The sequence below is a fragment of the Microbacterium petrolearium genome, from assembly GCF_054782875.1.
Genome location: NZ_BAAGRQ010000002.1, coordinates 61,219 through 85,509, shown reverse-complemented (window position 1 = coordinate 85,509; position 24,291 = coordinate 61,219). Strand labels below are relative to the sequence as shown.

Here is a 24,291-nt window from a genome sequence, read left to right as displayed (position 1 = left end):
GTCGCGGATCCGTCCGACCCGGAACCTCATCGCCGCGGCGGCTTCGGCTCCTTCTTCGGCGCCTTCCCCGAGGCCTGCAGCGTGGCGTAGTGCTGCGCGGCCTCGTCCTGGCGCGCCTGCTCGGCGCCCGACGCGATGGGCGCGCGCACGTGCTCCGGCTCGTACCCGAACGCGTCGACGAGATCCTGCGCGTGCGGGCGCAGCCGCGCGCAGAGCCGATCGATGTAGCGCGAGACGGCCGCGGCGCGCTGCGTCGAGAGCCGGCCGTGGATGAGGTGCCACGACAGGTGCTTCTCGATCAGCCCGAGGCCGAACAGGTCGCGCACCCACGTGAGCACCTGCTTCGTGCCCGCGTCGTCGATGCGCTCGAGCGCGTCGGTGAACGCCTCCCACTGCAGCAGCTCGGCGTGGGCGCGCGCGGCCTCGAGCAGCTCGCTCTGGTTCTCGTTGAACAGCGCGGCGCCGTCGGCGGCCGACATCTTGGACGCCGGGCGCAGGCGGGCGGCGACGTCGGCCACCATCGTCTGCACGCGGTCGGCGAGCAGCTGGTGCTGGTCCTTGCCCCGCAGCCCGAGCTCCACGGACCGGGCCGTGGAGCCGAGGTCGGCCACGGCCTGGCCGAGGCGGCGCAGGCCGGCGCCGTGGAACACGCGACCGGCGGTCTGGCCGGCGACCATCGCCGCGAGCTCCGCCGGCTGCTTGCCCTTGAACTGCTTGGCGTAGTCGCCGAGCAGGCGCTTGCCCACCAGCTGCAGCAGCACGTTGTTGTCGCCCTCGAAGGTCACGTAGACGTCGAGGTCGCTGCGCAGCCCGACGATGCGGTTCTCGGCGAGGAATCCCGATCCGCCGCACGCCTCGCGGCACTCCTGCAGCGCGTCGAGCGCGTGCCACGTCGACAGCGCCTTCAGACCCGCCGCGAGCGTCTCGAGGTCCTGGCGGCTCTCGTCGGTGTCGTTCGCGCCGCTGAAGACCGCGTCGAACTTCTGCAGCAGCTCGTCGTGCGCGAACGCCTGGGCGTAGGTGGTCGCCAGCAGGGGCAGCAGCCGCCGCTGGTGACGCCCGTAGTCGAGCAGCACGGTCTCGCCCGCGCCGTTGTCGAACTGGCGGCGCTGGTTGCCGTACGTCACGGCGATGTAGAGGCCGAGCGCCGAGCCCCACGTGGCGGCGCCGTCGAGCGAGACGCGGCCCTGCACGAGCGCGCCGAGCATCGTGAAGAAGCGGCGGCCGGGGCTGGGGATCGGGCTCGAGTAGGTGCCGTCGGGCGCGACGTCGCCGTAGCGGTTGAGCAGGTGATCGCGCGGGATGCGCACGTTGTCGAAATGCAGGCGGCCGTTGTCGACCCCGTTCAGGCCGCCCTTGGGGCCGTCGTCCTCGCCGCCCACGCCGGGCAGGAACGCGCCGTCCTCGTCGCGGATCGGCACGAAGAAGCAGTGCACGCCGTAGTTGACGCCGTTCGAGATGAGCTGCGCGAAGACGGTGGCCGCCCTCGCGTGCAGCGCGGCGTTGCCGAGGTAGTCCTTCCACGCGCCGCGGAACGGCGTGTGGATGACGAACTCCTCGGTCTCCGGGTCGTACGTCGCGGTCGTGCCGATCGCCTGCACGTCCGATCCGTGCCCGGTCTCGGTCATGGCGAAGGCGCCGGGCAGCCGCATCTCGCCGGCGTCGCGCAGCCAGCGATCGTGGTGGGTCTTGGTGCCCAGCTGCAGGATGGCCGAGGCGAACAGGCCCCACTGCACGCCCGACTTGATCTGCAGGCTGGGGTCCGCGACCACGAGCTCCTGGAAGCCGGCGAGGTTGCCGCCCTGGTTCTCGAGGCCGCCGTACTCCTTCGGGTAGGCGCGCATCGACGCGCCGTGCTGCACGAGCAGGTCGAGCTGGGCGAGCGTGCGCTCGCGGTGCTCGGCGATCGGCTGCCCCTCGATGCGCCAGAACGCGGGATCCTTGATCATCTCGCGCGCCTCGCGGCGGATGTCGGCCCACGTGCCCAGCAGGGCGTCGTTCACGAGGGAGATGTCGATGCGAGCGTCGGCGTGCTCGGCGCTCTCGACGGGACGGACCACGGTGTCGGCCATGCGGAATACCTCTTTCGGACGCGCGCGGGACGCGCGATCGGCGGGATGACACCACGTTAGGGACTCCACAGAGGCGCGTCACGATCGTTGTGCACCATCGACACCGCCCCGCCGCCCGACGGACGGCCGCGATTGTGCGCGCGGCACAGACCTCAGCTCGTGGCGTAGTCGGCGAGGAAGCGGTCCACCATCCAGTAGTCGTCCTCCGTGCGCTCGGCGCTTTCGGTGAACTCGCCGTCCTGGATCATCAGGTCGCGGTTGCCGGCCGGGGTGTCGTTCCACGTGACGTCCACGGCCTTCCAGGGTGATGTCCGCGGCCGGAAGGACACCGAACAGCAGGTCGAGCTCGGCGCCGAGCTCGACGTGAGCCGAGAGGTTGCCGATGAGGCCGGCGAGACCCGCCTGCACGCGCGCCGTCAGGGCGCCGAGCGCCTCGGCCACGGCGTCGGTGATGGCCGTGAGCGTCGCGGCGTTCAGCAGCGAGGTGTTCGCCGGCAGGCCGTTCAGGCCCGTCGTGCCCTCCGCGTACGAGATGCGCTGCAGGTCGACCGTGATCTGGCCGTTGGCGAGGTCGATCGACGCGATGCCCGCCTCGTCCTGCAGCGGGGTGAGCAGCAGCTGCTGGATGAGCGCGTCGACGCCCTCCTCGACGCCGTCGACGCCGATGGTGCCGGTCGAGACGTCGACCGTCGCGAGACCGAGGACCGACAGGTTGAGATCGGCGGCCGCCAGGGCGGATCCGAGAAGTCCCTCCGGTCCCACCGCCGCGTCGAGCGTCGAGCCGATCGCCTGGGTCAGCACGCTGTCGAGCGTGGTCGTCAGGCCGGCGACGAGCGGGCTGGACAGCTCCAGCTGCGCGTCGGCGATCTGGTACTGCGAGGCGATGTCGACCGCGCCCGTCACGGGATCGCCGGTCGCGGTGGCGGTCGACGAGACGGCGCCGAGCTCGATCCCCGCGCTGTCGATGACGCCGTCGGTGACGAAGGTCAGGCCGAGCTGCTGATGGATCGCGGAATCCGCCTTACGCCCTTCGGATGCCCGGGCAGGGCTGGCCCGGCGGGCGTCCGCCGCGCGGCGATGAGCTCGCCGAGGGCGCGCTCGCGCTGTGCTCGGGCGCGCTCGGATGACGCCCGGCGAGGGCGCACCGCGGCGACGCGGCGCCCGCGGACCGCGGCCGGTGCACGGTGCCGGTCAGTGCGCGGCGATGACCTCGAGCACGGCGTCGCCGTAGGCGTCGCGCTTCTTCGCGCCGATGCCCGTGATGCCGTCCAGATCGGCGATCGAGGCGGGGCGGTGCTCGGCGAGGGCGCGCAGCGTGACGTCGCCGAACACCACGTAGGCCGGCACCCCCTGCTCGCGCGCCTGCTCCGCGCGCCAGGCGCGCAGCGCCTCGAACAGCGGCCGGTCGTCGGGGGCGAGCTGCTCGGCGGTCGACGACTTCTTCGCGCCGCTCGCGCGCGACACGCGGCCGATCACATCGCGCCGCAGGCGCACCGGCGTCTCGCCGCGGAGCACGCCCGCACCGGCCGGACTCATGGCGAGGGTGCCGTACTCACCCTGGGCCACGAGCAGGCCGCGGGCGAGCAGCTGGCGGATGACGCTGCGCCAGTCCTGCTCCGACAGGTCCTTGCCGATCCCATAGGTCGACAGCTCGTCGTGTCGCATCTTGCGGATGCGATCCGTCGAGGCCCCCCTCAGGATGTCGATCAGGTGACCGGCACCGAACGCCTGATTGCGCTCGCGCTGCAGCCGCACGATCGTGGAGAGCAGCTTCTGGGCGGGCACGAGGCCGTCCCACACCTCCGGCGGCTCGAGGCAGGTGTCGCAGTTGCCGCACGGGCCCGACTCCTGCCCGAAATAGTCGAGCAGGTTCTGCCGACGGCAGTCCACGGTCTCGCACAGCGCGAGCATCGCGTCGAGGTGCTGCTGCTGGCGCTGCCGGATGGCGCGGTCGCCCTCGCCCTGCTGGATCATGCGCCGCTGCTGCACGACGTCGCCCAGGCCGTAGGCCATCCACGCGACGGCCGGTTCGCCGTCTCGACCGGCGCGGCCGGTCTCCTGGTAGTAGCCCTCGACGGACTTCGGCAGGTCGATGTGGGCGACGAAGCGCACGTCCGGCTTGTCGATGCCCATGCCGAAGGCGATGGTCGCCACGACGACGACGCCGTCCTCGCGCAGGAAGCGGGACTGATGGCGCGACCGCGTGGCCGCGTCGAGCCCCGCGTGGTACGGGATGGCGTCGATGCCGTTGCCCGCCAGGAACGTCGCGGTCTCCTCCACCGACTTGCGGCTGAGCGCGTAGACGATTCCCGCCGATCCCTCGGGCTGGGCGCGGATGAAGGACAGCAGCTGCTTGCGCGGCTCGGTCTTCGCCTCGATCCGGTAGCGGATGTTCGGGCGGTCGAAGCTCGCCACGAAGTGCTTCGCGTCGGGCAGCCGGAGCCGCTCGGTGATCTCTCGGTGCGTCTCGCGCGTGGCGGTGGCGGTGAGCGCCATGCGCGGCACGCCGGGGAACCGCTCCCCCAGCCCGCCGAGGGCGAGATAGTCGGGGCGGAAGTCGTGGCCCCACTGGCTGACGCAGTGCGCCTCGTCGATCGCGATGACGCTCAGGGAACCGCGCTCGAGCAGCCGGAGAGTCGCCTCCGAGTTGAGGCGCTCGGGCGCCACGTAGAGCAGGTCGAGCTGCCCCGAGACGTAGTCGCGTTCCACCTGCGCGCGCTCGGCGGGGCTCTGCGTGGAGTTGAGGTAGGCCGCGTTCACGCCGTTGGCGCGCAGCGCGTCGACCTGGTCGTGCATGAGCGCGATGAGCGGCGAGACGACGAGGCCCGTGCCCTCGCGCACGAGCGCCGGCACCTGATACGTGACGCTCTTGCCGCCGCCCGTCGGCATGAGCACGACCGCGTCGCCGCCGCCGACGACCTGCTCGACGATCGCGACCTGGTCGCCCCGGAAGGCGTCGTAGCCGTAGACGGTCTTGAGCGCCTCGAGCGCCGTGCCGAATCGCGACGGCCGCGGCGTGGCTGTCGCCGGCGCGGCGGGCGGAGCGTGCGCGGCGGGCGGAGCCGCGTCCTGCGGGCCGCCCCACGCGATGGGCCCGCCCGCGTAGTCGGGCTCCCAGTACTCGTCGCCGTAGGGGTCCGGCGGCGCCTCCTCGGGCGGCGCCCACCCCTCGTACGGGTCGGGAAGCGCGCCGAGGGTCATGCCTCCAGCGTAGGCGGGGCGGCCGACACCGCGCGCCGGATGTGGACAGCCGATCTGCGCCGCGCGCCTGTGAACGGCCGGATGGGTTCCCCGTGGCCCGCGGACCTCGTAGCGTGGAGGCATGACGAACACGAGGGTCGAGCGCGTGGACGACCGGAACCGCTACGAGATCTACGTGTCGGACGCCCCCGACGCCGGAGCGACGCGCGAGGGCGAGACGCTGGCCGGCTACGCGGAGTTCTCGCAGGAGCAGGGCAAGATCCGGTTCGTCCACACCGTGATCGATCCGGCCTTCCGCGGCCGCGGCCTCGGCGACGTCCTCGCCGCCGAGGCGCTGGCGGACGTCGCCCGGCGCGGCGACACCATCGTGCCGCTGTGCCCGTTCATCGCGGCCTATCTCACCGAGAACGAGGTCGCCGGGGCGATCGTGGACTGGCCGCACGGCACGCCGCAGAACGCCGCGACCCCGCCCGAGCAGCCGGCCTGAGCCGCGGGAATCCCAGGGCGATGACCCGCTACGACGTCGACGCCGGGGAGGCGGTCGACGGCGGATCCACCGACTGCGACGGGCCGCGCGCGCTGCTGCTCGAGCCGCGGCACGTGCCGCTCGGCGGCGTGCGCGCCATGGACGTGTCGCGTTCCCTGCCACAGCGCGACCTGCCGCTGGTCGGCGCGTGGTGCTTCCTCGACCGGTTCGGCCCGCAAGAGGCGATGATGCGCGTCGATCCGCATCCGCACATCGGTCTCCAGACGGTGACGTGGCCCCTCGTCGGCGAGGTGCGCCACCGCGACGCCGCCGGATCGGACGTGCGCATCACGCGCGGGCAGCTGAACATCATGACCGCCGGCGACGGCATCAGCCACTCCGAGTACTCCGTGGGCGACGAGCCCGGACCGATCGACGCGCTGCAGCTGTGGATCGCGCTGCCCGAGGGCGCGCGCCGCCAGGGGCCGCACTTCGAGCAGCACCGCGAGCTGCCGTCCGCCGCCGTCGCGGCGAGCGAGGGCGCCGACCCCGACATCACCGTCGTGGTCGGCTCGTTCGCGGGCGTCGACTCCCCCGCCGCCGTCTACAGCCCCATCGTGGGCGCCGAGATCCGTCTCGCCCCCGGCTCGCGCGTGCGGCTGCCGCTGCAGCGCGACTGGGAGCACGCCATCGTGCACGTGGAGGGCGATCTGCGGGTCCACGATGCGGCACCGGGCGGAGCGGCCTCCCTGTCGCTCGACCGGCTCGATCTGCTGTACCTGGGCGTGCACCGCGACGGGATCGAGGTGTCGACCGAGGGCGGGGCGATGGTGTTCCTGCTGGGCGGCGAGCCGTTCGGCGAGGACATCGTGATGTGGTGGAACTTCGTCGGCCGCTCGCACGACGAGATCGCCGAGGCGCGCGCGCACTGGGAGGCCCGCGACGCGAGGTTCGGATCCGTCGTGGGCCACGAGCCCGACGATCGCATCCCCGCACCGCCGCTGCCGAACGTGCGGCTCACCGCGCGGCGCCGCCGCATCTGAACCGCGCGCGATCGGTGCCGCCCACCCGCCCGGGGCGCAGGCGGATCGCAATAGGCTCGGGGGCGTGAGCAAGTCCGGTGTCCTCTCCACGCGCGTCCTCCTCGTCTGCGCCGCGATCGCGGTCGCGACGGGCGTGCTCGGCGGCATCGAGGGGTGGCTCACGATCCCCGTCCTCGCGGCGGCGCCGTTCCTGTACGGCTTCCTGCTGGGCGTGCACACACTGCCCGGCATCGTCGCGCAGGAGCTGTTCCGCATGCCGTGGGTCGCGCTGGTGACGCACGTGCTCGCCGGCCTCGTCGGCGCCGCGATCGCGCCCGTGTGGGCGCCGCAGTTCCTCGGCACGGCGCTGCTGTTCGGCGGCATCCAGGAGGGCGTCGCGGCCGTGTTCCGGTACCGCGCCTGGAGCTGGTGGCGGTACCTCGTCTCGGCGCTGCTGATCGGCGCCCTCGTCGCGTTCGTCGTCGCCATGGCGGCCGACCTCGGTGAGCTGCCCGCGTGGGCGCAGGCCGCCTACCTCGCGCTGTCGCTGCTGGGCCCCGTGGCGTGGACGCTGCTCGGACTCTGGATCGGTCGCGGGCTCGAGCGCGCCGGCATCACGCCGGGCCGCGGCAGGGAACGCGGGCGCCGAGCCGAGCGGCACCCGGCGCCGCGGGCGTGACCCGGGCGCGGCCGCATACGCTGATCGGATGACCGACGCCCCGCTCGCCGCGCTCGCGCGCGTGAGCGTCGCGCATCTCGACGCCCCGCGGCCGGCGCCGCGCGAGGTCTCGCTCGAGATCCGCACGGGCGAGGTCGTGCTGCTGCTCGGCCCGAGCGGAAGCGGCAAGACCACGCTCACCCTCACGCTCAACGGGCTCGTGCCGCACCACATCGACGCCGACGTCGAGGGCGTCGTGCGGATCGGCGGGCGGGACGCCGCGGGAGCCTCGCCCGCCCAGCTGAGCACGAGCGTCGGCATGGTGTTCCAGGACCCCGACGCGCAGCTGGTCACCTCGAGCGTGCTCGACGAGGTCGCCTTCGGCCTCGAGAACCTGCGCCTGGGCGCCGCGGAGGTGCGGGCGCGCAGCGAGGAGTCCCTGCGGCGCGTGGGCCTGTGGGAGCGCCGCCACGACGATCCGGACGAGCTCTCGGGCGGGGGCAAGCAGCGGCTCGCGATCGCCTGCGCGCTCGCGATGCGCAGCCCGCTGCTCGTGCTCGACGAGCCGACCGCGCAGCTCGATCCCGCGGGCGTGCGCGACGTGTACGCGGCGCTCGCCGACCTCGTCGCCGCCGGGGAGCACGCCGTCCTGCTCGTCGAGCACGACGTCGACGCCGCGCTGCCGCTCGCGACGCGCGTGGTCGTGCTCGACGCCGACGGACGCCTGGCCCACGACGGCGACCCCGCCGACGTGCTCGACCGCCACGCCGCCGAGCTGCGCGCGATGGGCGTGTGGCTGCCCCGGGACGGCGAGCCGAGCCGCCGGCCCGTGCCGACGCCCGCCGGCGACGTCGCCCCCGCCGTGTCGGCGCGCGGGCTGACGGTGCGGACCGGACGCGGCCGGGGTCGCCGCGCGCTCATCCGCGACGTCTCGCTCGACGTGCCCGCGGGCTCGTTCACGGCGATCGTCGGGCCCAACGGCGCGGGCAAGACCACGCTGGCGCAGGCGCTCGCGGGCGTCGCGCCCCCACCCCGCGGCACCGTCCGCGTCGCCGGGCTCGATGCGGGCGCCGCGCCCCCGCGACGCCTCGCCGAGCGCGTGGGGTTCGTGTTCCAGAACCCCGAGCACCAGTTCGTCTCCCACACCGTGCGCGGCGAGCTCGCGCACAGCCTGCGCCGCGTGCCGGGTGCCGAGCGCGACGCGCGCGTCGACGCGATGCTCGCCCGGTTCGGGCTGACCGAGCACGCGGATCGGCACCCCTATCGGCTCTCGGGCGGGCAGAAGCGGCGGCTGTCGGTCGCGACCGCGTTGATCGCGGGGGCCGACCGCCCCGGCGGGGTGCTCGTGCTGGACGAGCCGACCTTCGGGCAGGATCGCGCGCGGGCCGACGAGCTCCTGGCGCTGCTCGACGAGCTGCACGCCCACGGCACGACGGTGGTGGTGGTCACGCACGACCTGCGCCTGGTCGCCGAGCACGCCACGCACGTCGCGGTCATGGACGGCGGGGAGCTCGTCGCCTTCGGTCCCGCCGACGAGACCCTGCCGACCGCCCGCGCGGTGTTCGATCGGCCGCGCCCCCTCGAGACCGCCGACGGGCCGGCCGGCGCGTCCGGGCCACGGCGGGCCGCGCCCCTCGAGCGGCTCGATCCGCTCGCGAAGCTCGCCGCCGTCCTGCCCGCGCTCGTCGGCGTCGTGTTCACGCGCGACCTGGCCACCCCGGCGGCCCTCGCGATCCTGTCGGCGCTCGTGCTGCTCGTCGGCGCGCGACGGGATCGGCGGCTGGGGCTGTGGCTCGGCGTCGCGCTGCCCGCCGTGCTCGTCGCCCTCGCGGCGGGCTTCGCGCTGTGGACCGATCCCCGCACGGGCACCGCGACGGGCCTGCGCCTCACGGCGATGCTCGCGATCGCGCTCGTCCCCGGCCTCACCACCACCGGTCCCGATCTCGTGCGCGCGATCGTGCAGCACCTGGGCGTGCCGTACCGGATCGGGTACGCCGCCCTCGCCGCGTACCGATTCGCCCCGCGCCTGCGGCGGGAGATGGCGATCATCCGCGCCGCCCATCGCGTGCGCGGCACGGGCGGAACGCGTCTGTCGCGCGCCGCCGCGTCTTTCGTGCCCCTGCTGGCCGGCGCCATCCGGCACGCCGAACGGGTGGCCCTCGCGATGGATGCGCGCGCGTTCGGCGCCCACCCCACGCGCACGGAGCGGCGCGTCCTGCGCTGGCGGACCGCCGACACCGTGGCCGTGGTGGCCGGATGGGCCGCCACGGCCGCCGTCTTCATCGCCTTCGCGGCGATCACGCTGCCGCGCGGATGGATATGACAGAGTAAGGGCGGGTTCGGGACGTCCTGCCCACGAAGGATCGGCGTCGAACGACGGCGCCGGTGAGAGTTGGAGACGACATGACGGAGTTCGATCCGGCATACGCGGGCACGTGGATCATCGACCCGGCCCACTCGCGCTTCGGGTTCGCAGTCAAGCACGCGATGGTCTCGAAGGTGCGCGGCGCCTTCCACGACATCTCGGGCAAGCTCGTGGTCGGCGAGGGTGGCATCGACGACGCCCACGTCGAGGTCCGCGTCAAGGCCGCGAGCGTGAACACGGGCAACGAGCAGCGCGACGCGCACCTGCGCACGGGAGACTTCTTCGAGGTCGAGAAGTACCCCGAGATCACCTTCGAGTCGACGAGCTTCGACCAGGTGGGCGAGAACGCCTTCCTCGTCAACGGCGCGCTGACGATCAAGAACACGATGAAGCACGTGGGCATCCCGCTGGAGTTCACGGGCATCGGGCGCGACGCCGACGGCCGCCTGCGCGCCGGCTTCGAGGGCACCCGGCGGATCGATCGCCGCGATTTCGGCCTGGAGTGGCAGGTGCCGCTCGACGCCGGCGGCGTGCTCGTGTCGGAGCGCATCACGCTCGAGTTCGAGCTCAGCCTCATCCATCTGGAGGACGGCGAGACCGCCGACTGATCCGCATGCGAAAGGCGGGCCGCTCCCGAGGGGGCGGCCCGCCTTTCACGTGCGTGCTGCGGCTTACGCCGTGGTCAGCTCCTCGACCGTGGGGGCGCCGGCCAGCTCGTCGATGAGGTCGTCGCCGGGGCGCACCTCGTCGAACGGAGCCTGGATCTCGGCCCGCTGCAGCATCTCGGTCATCTTGCGACGACGCTGACGGGTGATCAGCGTGACGACGCGGCCGGAGTTGCCCGCGCGGCCGGTGCGGCCGGCGCGGTGCAGGTACGTCTTGTACTCGTCGGGGGCGTCGGCCTGGATCACCAGGTCGACGTCGTCCACGTGGATGCCGCGCGCGGCGACATCTGTGGCGACGAGTACGCGGGCGCGGCCCTTCATGAAGCGCTCGATGTTGCGCGTGCGCTTGGCCTGGTTCAGGTCGCCGTGCAGCGAGATCGCATCGATCCCGGCGTCGTCGAACTGCTCGGCGAGCATCTCGGCGAAGGCGCGCGTGCGGGTGAAGACGAGCGTCTTGCCCTCGCGGTCCACGAGCGCGTCGAGGATCTCGGACTTCGAGCGCTGGTCGACCACGAGCACGCGGTGATCGATCGTGCCGGTCTCCTGCGTCTCGCCGGCGACCTCGTACACCTGCGGGTCGACGAGGAACTCGTCGACGAGCGCGGCGACCTCGCGGTCGAGCGTCGCCGAGAAGAGCAGCTTCTGGCCGCCCTCGCTCGTCAGGCGCAGGATGTCCTGCACGGGCTCGAGGAAGCCGAGCTCGCACATGTGGTCGGCCTCGTCGAGCACCGAGATCTGGATCTGCGAGAGGTCCAGCTTGCCCTGGCGCTGCAGGTCGCCGATGCGACCGGGCGTGCCGATGATGATGTCGACGCCCTTCTTCAGCGCGCCCACCTGGCGCGCCTGGGGCACGCCGCCGTAGATCTGCGTGGTGAACAGGCCCACGCTGCGGGCGATCGGCTGCACGGTGCGGTCGATCTGCAGCGCGAGCTCGCGCGTCGGCGCCATGATCAGCGCGACCGGCGAGCGGCCGAACTCGCGCTTCTGACCCGCCTTGGCGCGGAGGATCTTCTCGACCAGCGGGGCGCCGAAGGCGATCGTCTTGCCCGAGCCGGTGCGGCCGCGGGCCAGCACGTCGCGACCCTCGAGGATCGACGGGGCCGTCGACGCCTGGATCGGGAACGGCTTGGAGGCACCCAGGTCGGCGAGGGCGCGGACGATGTTGTCGCCCAGGCCCAGGTCGCCGAAGGTCATCTCGGTGACGTCCTCGGCCTGCACAGCCTGCGCCTCGAGACGCTCGTGGACGACGTCGATCTGCTCCTCCTGCTGCTTGGAGCGCACGGGCGCCTCGCGGCGCTCCTGCCACGCGCGCTCGCCCTCGGTCTGGCGGCGGGCGGGGCGCTCGCCGTCGAACTCGCGGCGGGCGGGGCGCTCGTCGCGGTCGAAACGGCGGGCCGGGCGGTCGTCACGGTCGAAGCGCGGGCGCTCGTCGCGGGCCGGGCGGTCGTCGCGGTTGTAGCGGGGGCGGTCGCCCTCGAAGCGGCGGGCCGGACGCCCGTCGCGCTCGTAGCGCGGGCGCTCGGTGCGCTCGCCGTACGAGCGGGCCGGGCGGTCGTCGCGGTCGAAGCGGGGGCGCTCGTCGCGCCCCGGGCGGTCGCCGTAGGAGCGAGCCGGGCGGTCGTCGCGGTTGTAGCGCGGGCGGTCGTCGCGAGCCGGGCGGTCGTCGCGGCGGAAGCCGCCGGCGCGCTCGGGGCGGTCGCCGTACGACCGGCGCTCACCGGCGGGGCGGTCGCCGTACGTGCGACGCTCGCCGCGGTCGTTGGTGCGCTCCGGGCGACCGGCGCGGTCGTCGCGACGGGGGCCGTCGAAGCGGCGGTCGCCGGTCGAGCCGGTGCGCTCGTCGCGGGCACCCGTGCGGGCGCCGCGGTCGTCGGCCGACCAGCGGGGCTTGCGCTCGTCGTCGCGACCGTGGCCGCGGAACGGGCCTCCGGTCGACTTCTTCGCGTAGCGCGGGTCGAAGTTCTTCGGGGCGCGGGCGCCGGATCGATTGGTGTTCTTGGGCATGCGAAAGTACGCACCTTCCATAGGTGTCATGCGGCCACGTCAGGACCACACACACCCGCGCACACATACGCGGAATCCCAAAGCCGACCCCTCAGCGTACCGAACCCGCCTGGGAGAAAGCCTGTGCGGCCGGCGCGGCTCAGCCGCGCAGGGCGCGACGGCTGGTCTGCACCGGCGAGGCGTTCGGCAGCGTCCCGTGCTCGACGTGCGCCGAGGCGGCGTCGCGCGCCGGCGCCGCCGTGGCGGGCGCGGCCGGAGCCGGGCGCGACGCCGGCGCCGCGGGCTCCGGCGCCTCGCCCTCCGCACGATCCGGTGCGGCCGATCCGGTCGAGGCGTCCGATCCGCCCGGCGTGGTGGGACCGTCGTCCGGGCCGCCGTCGCCGGACGGCGCCGCGCCGCCGCCGCGGCGGGCGATCCGCCGCTCCTTGGCCCCCTCGACGAGGTTGTACAGCGTGGGCAGCACGATGAGCGTGAGGAACGTCGACGACACGAGACCGCCGATCACGACGATCGCCAGCGGCTGCGAGATGAAGCCGCCGTGCCCGGTGATGCCGAGCGCCATGGGCGTGAGCGCGAAGATCGTCGCGAGCGCCGTCATGAGGATCGGCCGCAGACGCATGGACGAGCCCACGAGCGTGGCGTCGCGCGTGCTGAGTCCGTGGTGCTCGCGGTACTGGTTCACGAGGTCAACGAGCACGATCGCGTTCGTGACGACGATGCCGATGAGCATGAGCACGCCGATCAGCGAGGCGACGCCGAGCGGCACGCCCGTGACCACCTGCAGCAGGATCGCGCCGGTCGCCGCGAACGGCACCGAGACGAGCAGCAGCAGCGGCTGGCGCAGCGACTTGAAGGTCGCCACCATCACGACGTAGACGATGAGGATCGCCGCGAGCATGGCGAGACCCAGCTGCGAGAACGACTCGGCCTGCTGCTCGGCCACGCCGCCCACCTCCGCCCGCGCGCCGTCCGGCAGGTCGACGGCGTCGAGCGCCGCGGTCACCGAGGCCGTCGCCTCCGCGAGGTTGTCGCTCGCCGGCGGCACGGTGATGGCGGCGGTGCGTCGACCCTGCACCGTCGTGATCGACGTGGGGCTGGCCGTCTCCTCCACCGTGGCGATGTCCTGCAGCTGCACCATCCCGAGCGCGCTGGGGATCTCCAGCTCGCGGAGCTCCTGGATCGTCGCCGGCGGGTCCTCGACGGCGATGTACACCGTGAGCGCCGTGTCGTCGATCTCGACGGTGCCGATCTGCTGATCGTTCATCGTGTTCGAGACGATCCCGCCGACGGCGACCTCGCTGAGGCCCCGCTGCGCGGCCGCCTCACGGTCCACGACCACGCCGATGTACGGCAGGCTCGCGGCCAGGTCGTCCGTCACCTCGCCCACGCCGGCGCGCCCGTCCAGCTCGGCGACGATCGCGTCGGTCGCCTCCTGCAGCGTCTGCGGGTCGGGTGCCGAGACGCTCACCTCGATGTCGGTGGATCCGAACCCGGCCGCCGCGGCCACGGTGATCTCGCCCGCATCGTCGAGGTCGGCCACGGCCTCCTGCACGTCGGCGCGCAGCGCCTCCTGGTCGACGTCGGCGTCGGTCATGATCGAGAACGTCGCCGATCCGCCGCCCGAGAAGGCATCCTGCAGCGGCGATCCGCTCGATCCCACGGAGACCTGCACGGTCTCGATGCCGTCGACGCCCTCGAGCGCCTGCTCCACCTTCGCCGCGGCCTCGTCCTTGGCCTCGAGGCTCGCGCTCGGACCGAGGTCCTGCGTGACGGTCATGGTGTTCTGCCCGGTGTCGCCCAGGAAGTTCACCTTCATGAGCGGCGCCATCGCCACCGTGCCGCCGAGCACGAGCACGGCGATCAGCAGCGTCACCCAGCCGTGCTTGAGCGTCCACCGCAGCACGGGCAGGTAGGCCCGCTGCAGGCGCGAGGGCGGGGCGTCGGGGCTCTCGGGGTCGATCTGCCGGCCGTCGGCGTCGCGCAGCGGCTTGCCCGGCTTCATGAACCAGTACGCCAGCACCGGCACGATCGTCAGCGCGACGAAGAGCGAGGCGAGCATCGCCAGGCCCACCGTGAGCGCGAACGGCCGGAACAGCTCGCCGACCATGTCGCCCACGAAGGCGATCGGCAGGAACACCGCGACCGTCGTGATCGTCGACGAGGTGATCGCCCCGGCGACCTCGCGCACGGCGAGGCGGATCGCGTCGCCCTTGTCGGCGTCGCCCACGTAGTGCCGCTTGATGTTCTCGATCACGACGATCGAGTCGTCGACGACGCGCCCGATCGAGATCGTCAGGGCGCCGAGCGTGAGCATGTTGAGGGAGTAGCCGAACGCCTGCATGCCGATGAACGCGATGAGCACGCTCGTGGGGATCGAGATCGCCGTGACGAGCGTCGAGCGGATCGACAGCAGGAACACGAGGATCACGACGACGGCGAAGACGAGACCGAGCATGCCCTCGACGGCGAGCGTCTCGATCGACTGGACGATGAACGGGGCCTGGTCGAACACGACCGTGAACTCGGCGTCGGGGAACGTCTCGCGCAGGTCCGCGACGGCGGCGAGCACGCCGTCCGAGACCTCGACGGTGTTGGCCGCCGGCAGCTTGGTGATCGAGATCGAGATGGCGTCCTCGCCGTTGACCCGCGAGATCGACGAGACGGGATCGTTCGCCAGCTCCACGCTCGCGACGTCGCCGATCGTGGTGACGTCGGGAACGACGGGCGCACCGGTGGCGGGGTCGAGCTGCGGCTCGCCAGGGGCGGCGACGAGCGGGAGCGCCGCGATGTCTTCGACCGAGGTCACCTTCGCGCCGGTCTGCACCGTGAGCGTCTCGTCGCCCTCGGTGATGTCGCCACCGGGGAACAGCACGCCGTTCTGCTCCATGGCGTCGCCGATCGCCTGGGTCGAGAAGCCGCGCGCCGCGAGTTCGGCGGTGTCGGGCGTGATCGTGATCCGCTGCCCCACGCCGCCGACGATCGACGCCGAGGCGACGCCGTCGACGTCCTCGAGCTCGGGGATGGCGGAGTTCTCGAGCTCGCCCTGCGCGTCCTCGCCCTCGCCGAATCCGCTCACGGCGATCTGGATCACGGGCAGGTCGTCGATGCTCACCGACATCACCTGCGGATCGACGTCCTCGGGCAGCTGGGCGCGGCTGATCGCCTGCTGGATCTTCTGCTCCGCCGTGCCGAGGTCGGTGCCGTACGCGAACATCGCCTGCACGATCGACGCGTTCGTCGTGCTCGTGGCGGTCGTCGAATCGAGGTCGGGGACCGACTGGATGGCCTCCTCGATCGGCGTCGACACGTCGTTCTCGACCACCTCGGGCGAGGCGCCGGGGTAGGTGCTCATGACGATGAGCGCGGGCAGCTCGATCGACGGGATGAGCTCCTGCTTCAGGCTTGTGAGCCCGATGCCGCCGAAGACGGCGGCGCAGATCGTGATGAGCGCGATGAGGGCGCGGTTCTTGAGGCTGAGGACGGCGAGTTTCGACAAGACGGGGACTCTCGATCTCGACCGGCGGCGCCGGTCGGCACCGCCGATACGGTGCTGTATCCGACGCGATCAGTCTGGCACAGGGCGCGCGCGCCACGCGCGGGGGACATCCCCCGTGTTCACGCGCCGAGCGTCAGTACTCTCGCAATCGCTCGGCGTTGTCCGTGAGCTCTCTTCCGTCAGGTGGTCGCACCGTCCATCCGTTGTTCTTCAGCACTTCCGCCGCTTCCGCCTGATGGTCGCGTACGGCGGCACGAAACTGGAAACGTCGAGCAAGTTCCCGACCGTCCTCCACAGCGCGGCGCCAACCAGGACGAGCATCGAATCCGCACTCCTGAATCAGGAACTGTACGAAGTCCTCGATCCCTGGCCTCAGCCGCCGCCCGCCCGTCGGAAAGTGCAATGCGGAAAGCGACATCGGCACCGCCCGGTGCCTGCCACTCGTATGAGTGCGGGCCAGGATGAACGACAACGAGCCACGTTCGCCATGGAACTGCCAGTGCGAGACGGGAGGTCCAGTCGTGCGACTCTCATACTCGAGCCGCACGATCGGAGCTTCCTCGAACTCAGGCGTCAGGGAGATGCGGGCCTGATCGAACTTCAGGAATCCGTCGTCGGACAGCTCGGCGAAGATCGCGAACGTCCAATGGGCAAGAACAACGTCGTCCCCGCGGAGCGCTAATGACGCCGGCCTCACCGATTCATCGTCGTCAACCGGGCAGATGCGCACTCGCCCCGTTCTCGGCAACTGTTGCGCCCGTATCCGCGCTTGTCCCGGCAGCGCCTGCCGGATCGTGTGCTCGAGCCGGGCAGCGAGGTCCTGCGCTTGACCGAGCATCCGAGGCGCGCGTCAGTCCGTCAGCTCGTTCTCACCGAGGAGGTAAGCGATCGAATCCAGCTCATCTCGAAGCGCCCACGCCCGGTCCGACAACGGGCGCGCGTGCGCTTCGCGGCGAAACTCCGCGTACGAGGTCAACCCGAGCTCACGCAGGAGCGCATCACGACGCTCGATGAGATCGCGCTCCTCGATCGTGATCACGGGTGCCATGGCGAGCCCTCCTTTGCTGTGTGACAAGAGTAGAACACGGGCCTCCGACATTCCGTGGGATAGACGGCGATTCAGACGCCTCCATCAGCCCCCGTGTTCAGGCGCCGAACGCGGCCGCGGTCAGCAGGCCGAGCGCGGCGGCGAGCACGCACAGCAGCAGGGTGCCGACGCCGTTGCCGACGGCCGCGACGCGACGACCCGCGAGCCACAGCTCGACCGTGTCGACCGAGACGGTCGAGAACGTCGTGTAGCCGCCGAGCAGCCCGGTGGTGACGACGGTGAGGATCGGCGATCCCGCGCCGGCGAACGCGGTCGCGAGGATCGCCATGACGTAGCAGCCGCTGACGTTCACGAGCAGGATCGGCCACGGGAAGCCGCGCGAGGGGCGCAGCGCGGCGTCGATCATCCAGCGCAGACCCGCGCCGACCCCGCCGGCGAGCGCGACGGCCAGCACCTCGAGGGGGTTCACGCGTCGCCCCCGCTCGCCGCGCGGCGCCCGATGGCGTAGCCGACGGCGGCCAGCCCCGCCGGCACGGCGACGAACAGCAGCGCCCCTCCCACGACGAGCAGCAGCAGCGTGCCCGCGGCGGCGAGCGGGCTCGCCTGCGCACCGGCCTCGACCGAGCTCACGGTCACGAGCGCGAACACCGGAGCCAGCGCGCTGTACGACGTGAAGCCGCCCAGCACGCCCGTGCCGAGGAACGCGCGCAGGCGCGGCCGGTCGCCCGCCCAGCCCACGAGCACGCCCAGCAGCCCCGAGCCGAGCGCGTTGACGAGGAAGATGACGGGCAGGCCCAGGACCGGATCGCTCGTGTCGGCCGTGAGCAGGTACCGCCCGGTCACCCCCACCGCCCCGCCGGCGACGACGAGCGGCAGCAGCCCCCACCGAAGGGGCGTGCGGCGGAAGCGGACGGTCACGCCTTCACGGTATCCGCTCCCCCGGCGATCACCGCGTCGATGAGGCGGTCGCACGCCTCCCACAGCTCGCGCTCACGCTGCGCGTCGTACGACTCGTCCGACGAGCGCTCCACCCTGTCGCGGTTGACGTACGACCCGGACGGCGCGGCGACGCGGCCGAGCGCGACGTCGGCGAGCTGGCGGCCCGCCACGGCGGGGCTGTTCGTGAGCGGAGTGAGGTTGAGGACAGGGAAGACCGCGCCCATCAGGAGCCGACTCACGGGGTCCGCGTTGCGGGTCAGGCCGGTTCCCGGCACGAGGCCGGGATTGAACGCCACGATGTCGACGCCGGCGGTCAGGCGCCTGGCGTACTCGTGGACGAGGTACACGGTGCCGAGCTTGCTCGTCGAGTACGCCATCCGCCCTCCCCTCGACCCGTCCGCGTCGGGGAACGCGCCGGTCCGGGCCAGCGCCTCGGGCGCCTGCCAGCGTGGCGGCGGCACGAGGCCGCCGGTGTGACGGAAGTCGCCGAAGTGGGTGTCGCTCGTGGTGATGACGATCCGCGCCGGGGCGGAGAACCGGCTTCGCAGCACCCGCAGGAGGGCGTGGTTCGCGAGCACGTTCACGGCGAACGTCGCCTCGTAGCCGTCGGCTCCCGTCGTGAGGGCGTCGACGTACTGGATGCCCGCGTTGCCGACGAACCCGCGCAGCGGGGGCAGGTCGGAGCGATCGAGGCGGGCCGCGATGTCGTCCGCCGCGCCGCAGACCTCGCGCAGCGAGCCCAGGTCGGCGGCGGCTCCCGAAACCCGCGCGGTGCCCACGCCGGGCAGCGCCGCGAGCTCCGCGACGACGCCGTCGAGCGACGCGCCGCGGGCGATCACGACGAGGTGCGCCTCGGGGTCTTCGCGCAGGATCCGCGCGGCGGCGGCGCGGCCGATGCCGCGCGTCGCGCCGGTCATGACGATGGTGTGCATGGGTGCCTCCGGAGTGTCTTCGATGAGGTCTCCACGCTCGCGCGTCGCGGCCGAGCCGGGCAGTCCCCCTGCCAGCCGGTGGACTGGCGGGGCCCAGGCTGCGGGGCCGCCTACGCGGCACAATGGCGGGTATGACGACGGCCCCGCGCGTGAGCTTCGGCGCGCTGGTGCACCTCTGGCGCGACCGGCTGTCGCCCGCCGATGCGGGCCTGACCCGCTCGCCGGGGCGGCGTGCGCCCGGTCTTCGCCGCGAGGAGCTCGCGCAGCTGGCCGGCCTCTCGGTCGACTACCTGCTGCGCCTTGAGCAGGGCAGGGCGACCCGGCCGTCGGCGCAGGTCGCGGCCTCGCTCGCGCGGGCGCTGCAGCTCTCGCGCGCCGAACGCGACGAGCTGTTCACCGCGGCCGGCCTGCTGCCGCCGCGCGACGGCGTCGTGAACCGCCATGTCCCACCCGGCATCCAGCGCCTCACGTCACGGCTGGGCGACTTCCCCATCGCGGTGTTCGCCGCGGACTGGTCCCTCGTGTGGTGGAACGCGATGTGGGCGGCGCTGCACGGCGACCCCGGCGGGCTGACGCCGCGGGAGCGCAATCTCGCCCGCGCGGCATTCGGACGGGCGGAGCGGCTGACGCTGCGTCCCGGCGCGATGGGGCCGGAGCCGGGCGAGTTCCTGGCGGGGATCGCCGGCGAGCTGCGCCGCGCGGCATCGCGATACCCCGAAGACGCGGAACTGCGTGAGCTCGTGGCGGAGCTGCACCGTGATTCCGCCGACTTCGCGCGCTGCTGGGCGGCGGGAGGGGGCGCGCTCCGCATGGCGGAGCGCAAGACGATCCGCCATCCCGAGGCGGGCGACATCACGCTCGACTGCGATGTCCTGCACGCCCCCGAATCCGACCTGCGGGTCGTCACCTACACCGCGCCCGAGGGATCCGCGGATGCGGGGCAGCTCGACCTCCTGCGGGTGCTCGGTCGCGGCGCGACCGCCGCGCCCTGACGGGCACGATCCTCACGGACGCGCGTCCGCGACCCGATCCGGGAGTTCGCACTGCGCCCTTGCGCATCGAGATATATCGTGTTTCACTCTGGGTATCGAGATATATCTCGAATTCACCGCCGGGCGATCCGGCCGTCTTGCAGGAGCGAGGACCATGGAGAAATGGCTGATCCACCCGGGCGAGAACCGGGTCATCGACGTCGAGGGCGTGCTGTCGCTCAAGATCGGCCTCGTCGGCGGGCAGATCGACGTGATCGCCCACGACGAGCCCGACGTGCGCGTCGAGATCCGCGGCGTGACCGTGAAGGACCTGCGGGTCGAGCTCTCGGGCGGCCAGCTCGAGATCGACCACCCGCAGTTGCGGTGGGACAACTTCCTCGAGGTGTTCCGCAACTTCGGCGCGGGCGGACCGCGCGCCGAGATCAGCGTGGCGGCGCCGCGCGATGTCGCGCTCACGCTGGGCGTGGTCAGCGCGACCGCTCTTGTCGCGGGTCTGCGCCGCGACGCCTCGGTCAACACCGTCTCGGGCGATGTGCTCGTCGACGGCCACGAGGGCGCGCTGCGCGTGAACGCCGTCTCGGGCGACGTGCAGGTGCGCGGCCTCACCGGCCCGTTCGACGCGCACACCGTCTCGGGCGACGTGATGGTCTCCGGCGCCGTGACGAAGGCCGACATCGACTCGGTGTCCGGCACCGCCTTCGTCGACGCCGAGGGCCCGATCGGCGCGATCTCGCTCAACGGCGTCTCGGGCGGGGCCACCTTCCGGCTCGACGCCGGCTACCCCGCCAACTACGTGCTGCGCAGCGCGAGCGGCCGGCTCACGGTCGACGGCGTGCCGCGCGGCAGCGGCGTGCCCTCCAGCTACAGCGGATCGACCGGGGAGCTCTCCGGCGCCTTCGCCGACGTCCGCGCCAACACGGTCGCGGGTGACATCACGGTTGTGCGCCGCGGCGGCACGGCCGGCGCCGAGGACGCCGCGAGCACCGAGGCACCCCTGACCCCGCCGAGGGACGGTGACCTCTGATGCCCGCCGTCTTCTCGCACGGCGACCTGCGGCTGTACCTGCTGAACCTGCTGAACGAGTCGCCGCGCCACGGCTACGACATCATGCAGGCCCTCGCCGAGCGCACGGGCGGCACCTACACCCCGAGCGCCGGCACGATCTACCCCCGGCTCTCGAAGCTCGAGGAGGAGGGGCTCGTGACCAAGACCGCCGACGGCCGCAAGACGGTGTACGAGATCACCGACGCGGGCCGCGCCGAGGTGGCCTCGCGCGCGGACGACATCGCGGGCATCGAGGCGGGGCTGGCCGACTCGGTCCGGATCATCGCCGACGGCGTGCGCGCGAGCGTGCGCGAGGCGATGAAGAGCCTGCGCGCCGATCTCGCGGCGGCCGCCCACGCCGAGCGGACCTCTCCGCCGCCTGCGGCCGACGACCGCGCGCAGTCGCGCGAGCAGCTGCAGCGCGCGGAGGCCGTGGTCGCGGACTTCCGCGGCCGGGTCCGCAGCGAGCTGCGCACGCACGTCGCGCGCGGCGGGGAGCTCGCGCCCGCCGTGGTCGACGACCTCGCCCGCACCCTCGACGAGGCGGCGCGCGAGCTCACCCGCGTGCTCAGGGGCTGAGATGGCGGTTCCCGAACCGCGGTGGCCGGCCGGCCCGCCTGGCGCACCGGCCGACCGTGGACGGATCCGGGGGTGGATCGATCGCCACCCGCGGATCCGTCGCGGCTACCGGACGACCGTGGGCACCGTCGGCGGCATCGTCACCGCGCTCGGGGTGATCCTGCTGCCGCTGCCGGGGCCCGGAGCGCTCGTGCTGCTCGGCGGTCTCGCCATCCTCGGCACGGAGTTCGCGTGGGCGCGCCGCAGCGCGGCGTGGATGCGCCGCCAGATCGCGCGGATCGCCGCCTGGTGGAAGCGGCGCCAGGAGCGCCGGCGGCGCCGCGACGGCCTCGCCGTCAGGTGAGGTCGGAGGGCGGGTACTCCTCGTCGTCGGCGAGCAGCTCGCCCTGCGGCACGACGAGCAACGGGATCGACTGGCGGTGCGAGAGGCGCGCGGCGACCGACCCCGTGAAGAACTCGCGCAGCGACTCGCCGAAGCCCCGCTTGCGCGTGCCGATCACGATGAGCTTCGCGTCGATCTTCGTCGTGAAGTGCTTCAGCGCCAGCGCCGGGTCGCCCACGAGCTGCCGGGCGGTCCATTCCGCCCTGCCGTCGAGCGCCTCCGCCGCGTGGGCCTTGACGGCCTCGAACTCCTCGGCGCCGGCGTCGACGTTGATGTCGATCGGCGCGGAGTGCACGTACCCGTCCGGGTCCTCGTAGGTGACGAAGCGCGTCACATCGACGTGCACGACCACGAGCGGAGCGCCCATCAGCTTGGCGTATCGGGCGGCTTCTCGGAGGACTCGCGGGTTCTGATCGGGGACCGCTCCGACGACGACGGCCCCCTGCAGGGCCTTGTCCTCGTCCGGAATGCGGACGCCTCCGGCGGTCTCCGCCTGGTTCTCCGACATCGTCATCGCCCCCTTCAGGGTTGCCAGGAGGCCGGTGCTTCCAGCCCTCGTGGTATCCTCAAGTCTACTCTTTCCGGCCGTTCCGCCGGTGAATTCGATCACATCGGGGCAGCACCCGCAGCTCAATACGAGGGGGTCTCGCGCATGGGGCGTGGCCGTCAGAAGGCGAAGCACACAAAGCTCGCCCGTGAACTCAAGTCGTACAGCCCTGCCGTTGACTACAACGCGCTGGAGCGCGAACTCGGCAGCCACAACGACGACGACCTGTACGTCGACAAGTGGGCCGACGAGTACACGGACAACGACGAGGACGACGACGAGGCGGCATAAGCCATCCGTCGTGAGATCGCCGTGGGTTCCCACCCACGGCGATTTTCTCGTGCCCGGATTCAGCCGCGCCGACCCGCGCTGAGGCCAGCCGGGCTCAGGAGCTCTGCGATCCCTCGACCCACTCGAGATACTCGTCGGTGACGGTGCCCGTCACGTAGCGGCCGTCGAAGCAGCTCATGTCGAGATCGCGGAAGGCCGCCTCTCCCGTGGCGCTCTCGATGATCGCGTCGCGCAGATCGTCGACCTCCTGGTACACGAGATAGTCGCAGCCGAGCTCCTCGGCGATCTGCGGGATCGTGCGGCCGTGCGCCACGAGCTCGTGGCGCGACGGCATGTTGATGCCGTACACGTGCGGGTGCCGCACGGGAGGGGCCGCCGACGCGAACGTCACCGTCTTCGCGCCCGCGGCGTACGCCATCTGCACGATCTGCTTGCTCGTCGTGCCGCGCACGATCGAATCGTCGATCAGCAGCACGTTCTTGCCCTGGAACTCGCTCGACATGGCGTTGAGCTTCTGGCGCACGCTCTTCTTGCGCACCGCCTGGCCCGGCATGATGAACGTGCGGCCGACGTAGCGGTTCTTGTAGAAGCCCTCGCGGTACTCGATGCCCAGCACGCGCGCCACCTCCATCGCCGCGGGACGCGACGAATCCGGGATCGGCATGACCACGTCGATGAGGCCCTCGGGCACGTGCTTCGCGATCGTCGCCGCCAGCTTCTCGCCCATGCGCAGGCGCGACTCGTACACCGAGACGCCGTTCATGATCGAGTCGGGGCGCGCGAGGTACACGTACTCGAACGAGCACGGCAGCAGCTGGGGGTCGTCGGCGCACTGCTTGGAGAACAGCTCGCCGTCGTTCGAGATGAACACCGCCTCGCCGGGCTCCACGTCGCGCACCACCTCGTAGTCCGCGTTCTCGAGCACGAGCGACTCGCTCGTGACGACCCACTCGTCGCGCCCGTCCTCGCCCGTGCGGCGGCCCAGGATGAGCGGGCGGATGCCGAACGGATCGCGGAAGGCGAGCAGGCCGTAGCCGGCGATGATCGAGATCACGGCGTACGCACCCTCGATGCGGCGCTGCGCGCGGGTGACGGCCTCGAAGATGCGCTCGGGCTCGAGGTCGACGGGGCTCGTGGTGGCCTGCAGCTCGTTGGCGAGCACGTTGAGCAGCAGCTCGGTGTCGCTGGACGAGTTGAGGTGCCGACGGTCGCGGCGGGCCATGTCGGCCGTGAGCTCGCGCGTGTTCGTGAGATTGCCGTTGTGGATGAGGACGAGGCCGTACGGCGAGTTCACGTAGAACGGCTGCGCCTCCTCCTCGGCCGACGCCGTGCCCTTCGTGGCGTAGCGCACGTGGCCGAGGCCGACGTTGCCGAGCAGCGATCGCATGTCGCGGGTTCGGAACGCCTCGCGCACCTGGCCCGGCTTCTTCTGCAGGTGCATGACGCCGTTGGGTTCGGCCGTCGCGATGCCCGTGGCGTCCTGGCCGCGGTGCTGCAGAAGGAGAAGCGCGTCGTAGATGTCCTGGTTGACCGGGGAGCTCCCGACCATTCCGACGATGCCGCACATGGGGTGGTTACTTCGTCCGTT

At 72.4% G+C, this 24,291-nt stretch carries 22 protein-coding genes; 10 read left to right on the top strand and 12 right to left on the bottom strand.

Annotation, left to right across the window (positions count from 1 at the left end; all coding sequences use genetic code 11):
• Positions 1-26 precede the first annotated feature (26 nt).
• The 3 genes from ACYVJ0_RS02315 to recQ all read right to left on the bottom strand — a co-directional run bounded on the left by ACYVJ0_RS02315 (position 27) and on the right by recQ (position 5,273).
• Positions 27-2,072 (bottom strand): acyl-CoA dehydrogenase family protein, encoded by a 2,046-nt coding sequence (locus tag ACYVJ0_RS02315; protein WP_460815738.1) that lies wholly within the window; start codon positions 2,070-2,072, stop codon positions 27-29.
• A gap of 78 nt (positions 2,073-2,150) precedes the next feature.
• The gene (locus ACYVJ0_RS02310; RefSeq protein ID WP_460815977.1) at positions 2,151-3,062 is read right to left on the bottom strand and encodes a choice-of-anchor G family protein; all 912 of its coding nucleotides are present in this window, start codon (positions 3,060-3,062) and stop codon (positions 2,151-2,153) included.
• Between the two features lie 201 nt (positions 3,063-3,263).
• On the bottom strand, positions 3,264-5,273 hold the full coding sequence (gene recQ / locus ACYVJ0_RS02305) for a DNA helicase RecQ (protein ID WP_460815736.1): 2,010 nt from the start codon (positions 5,271-5,273) through the stop codon (positions 3,264-3,266).
• A 121-nt stretch (positions 5,274-5,394) separates the two neighbouring features.
• Between recQ and ACYVJ0_RS02300 the strand changes: the two genes are divergently transcribed.
• From ACYVJ0_RS02300 to ACYVJ0_RS02280, 5 genes are all read left to right on the top strand, one after another.
• The gene (locus tag ACYVJ0_RS02300; RefSeq protein ID WP_460815734.1) at positions 5,395-5,760 is read left to right on the top strand and encodes a GNAT family N-acetyltransferase; all 366 of its coding nucleotides are present in this window, start codon (positions 5,395-5,397) and stop codon (positions 5,758-5,760) included.
• A gap of 20 nt (positions 5,761-5,780) precedes the next feature.
• The gene (locus ACYVJ0_RS02295) at positions 5,781-6,782 is read left to right on the top strand and encodes a pirin family protein (RefSeq protein WP_460815732.1); all 1,002 of its coding nucleotides are present in this window, start codon (positions 5,781-5,783) and stop codon (positions 6,780-6,782) included.
• Positions 6,783-6,846: 64 nt separating this feature from the next.
• Positions 6,847-7,440: an ECF transporter S component gene (locus tag ACYVJ0_RS02290; protein WP_460815730.1), complete on the top strand. Its 594-nt coding sequence runs from the start codon at positions 6,847-6,849 to the stop codon at positions 7,438-7,440.
• A 28-nt stretch (positions 7,441-7,468) separates the two neighbouring features.
• On the top strand, positions 7,469-9,742 hold the full coding sequence (locus ACYVJ0_RS02285) for an ATP-binding cassette domain-containing protein (protein WP_460815728.1): 2,274 nt from the start codon (positions 7,469-7,471) through the stop codon (positions 9,740-9,742).
• Positions 9,743-9,822: 80 nt separating this feature from the next.
• Positions 9,823-10,392, top strand: a complete 570-nt coding sequence (locus ACYVJ0_RS02280) for a YceI family protein (protein WP_449853803.1) — start codon at positions 9,823-9,825, stop codon at positions 10,390-10,392.
• 63 nt (positions 10,393-10,455) lie between these two features.
• On the opposite strand, the gene ACYVJ0_RS02275 is transcribed toward ACYVJ0_RS02280, so the two are convergent.
• The 7 genes from ACYVJ0_RS02275 to ACYVJ0_RS02245 form a co-directional block, all read right to left on the bottom strand.
• Entirely contained in the window at positions 10,456-12,453 is a 1,998-nt protein-coding gene (locus tag ACYVJ0_RS02275; protein WP_460815726.1) for a DEAD/DEAH box helicase, read from the bottom strand.
• A 139-nt stretch (positions 12,454-12,592) separates the two neighbouring features.
• The gene (locus tag ACYVJ0_RS02270) at positions 12,593-15,949 is read right to left on the bottom strand and encodes an efflux RND transporter permease subunit (protein ID WP_460815724.1); all 3,357 of its coding nucleotides are present in this window, start codon (positions 15,947-15,949) and stop codon (positions 12,593-12,595) included.
• A 133-nt stretch (positions 15,950-16,082) separates the two neighbouring features.
• A complete protein-coding gene (locus ACYVJ0_RS02265) occupies positions 16,083-16,787 on the bottom strand; it encodes a hypothetical protein (RefSeq protein WP_449853806.1) in 705 nt (234 codons plus the stop codon).
• A 12-nt stretch (positions 16,788-16,799) separates the two neighbouring features.
• The gene (locus ACYVJ0_RS02260) at positions 16,800-16,997 is read right to left on the bottom strand and encodes a hypothetical protein (RefSeq protein WP_449853807.1); all 198 of its coding nucleotides are present in this window, start codon (positions 16,995-16,997) and stop codon (positions 16,800-16,802) included.
• A 97-nt stretch (positions 16,998-17,094) separates the two neighbouring features.
• Complete coding sequence (locus ACYVJ0_RS02255; RefSeq protein ID WP_449853808.1) at positions 17,095-17,466, bottom strand: fluoride efflux transporter FluC; 372 nt, start codon at positions 17,464-17,466, stop codon at positions 17,095-17,097.
• On the bottom strand, positions 17,463-17,915 hold the full coding sequence (locus ACYVJ0_RS02250) for a FluC/FEX family fluoride channel (protein WP_460815722.1): 453 nt from the start codon (positions 17,913-17,915) through the stop codon (positions 17,463-17,465). Before ACYVJ0_RS02250 ends, ACYVJ0_RS02255 begins: the two co-directional genes overlap by 4 nt.
• A complete protein-coding gene (locus tag ACYVJ0_RS02245) occupies positions 17,912-18,868 on the bottom strand; it encodes an SDR family NAD(P)-dependent oxidoreductase (RefSeq protein ID WP_460815720.1) in 957 nt (318 codons plus the stop codon). The genes ACYVJ0_RS02250 and ACYVJ0_RS02245 overlap by 4 nt, the downstream gene beginning before the upstream one ends.
• Before the next feature lie 131 nt (positions 18,869-18,999).
• Between ACYVJ0_RS02245 and ACYVJ0_RS02240 the strand changes: the two genes are divergently transcribed.
• From ACYVJ0_RS02240 to ACYVJ0_RS02225, 4 genes are all read left to right on the top strand, one after another.
• Positions 19,000-19,860: a helix-turn-helix transcriptional regulator gene (locus ACYVJ0_RS02240; protein ID WP_460815719.1), complete on the top strand. Its 861-nt coding sequence runs from the start codon at positions 19,000-19,002 to the stop codon at positions 19,858-19,860.
• A gap of 154 nt (positions 19,861-20,014) precedes the next feature.
• Positions 20,015-20,884, top strand: a complete 870-nt coding sequence (locus tag ACYVJ0_RS02235) for a DUF4097 family beta strand repeat-containing protein (RefSeq protein ID WP_460815718.1) — start codon at positions 20,015-20,017, stop codon at positions 20,882-20,884.
• Positions 20,884-21,483: a PadR family transcriptional regulator gene (locus tag ACYVJ0_RS02230; protein ID WP_460815716.1), complete on the top strand. Its 600-nt coding sequence runs from the start codon at positions 20,884-20,886 to the stop codon at positions 21,481-21,483. The genes ACYVJ0_RS02235 and ACYVJ0_RS02230 overlap by 1 nt, the downstream gene beginning before the upstream one ends.
• Position 21,484: 1 nt before the next feature.
• On the top strand, positions 21,485-21,826 hold the full coding sequence (locus tag ACYVJ0_RS02225; RefSeq protein WP_449853812.1) for a TIGR02611 family protein: 342 nt from the start codon (positions 21,485-21,487) through the stop codon (positions 21,824-21,826).
• Here the strand turns inward: ACYVJ0_RS02225 and ACYVJ0_RS02220 are convergent.
• The gene (locus tag ACYVJ0_RS02220) at positions 21,819-22,379 is read right to left on the bottom strand and encodes a universal stress protein (RefSeq protein WP_449853813.1); all 561 of its coding nucleotides are present in this window, start codon (positions 22,377-22,379) and stop codon (positions 21,819-21,821) included. The genes ACYVJ0_RS02225 and ACYVJ0_RS02220 overlap by 8 nt on opposite strands.
• A 138-nt stretch (positions 22,380-22,517) precedes the next feature.
• Between ACYVJ0_RS02220 and ACYVJ0_RS02215 the strand changes: the two genes are divergently transcribed.
• Entirely contained in the window at positions 22,518-22,703 is a 186-nt protein-coding gene (locus tag ACYVJ0_RS02215; RefSeq protein ID WP_449853814.1) for a DUF3073 domain-containing protein, read from the top strand.
• A gap of 94 nt (positions 22,704-22,797) precedes the next feature.
• Here ACYVJ0_RS02215 and purF read toward each other — a convergent pair whose 3' ends face one another.
• Positions 22,798-24,270 carry an amidophosphoribosyltransferase gene (purF, locus tag ACYVJ0_RS02210; RefSeq protein WP_460815714.1) on the bottom strand — a complete coding sequence of 491 codons (1,473 nt, stop codon included), beginning with the start codon at positions 24,268-24,270 and terminating at the stop codon, positions 22,798-22,800.
• Between the last annotated feature and the right edge of the window lie 21 nt (positions 24,271-24,291).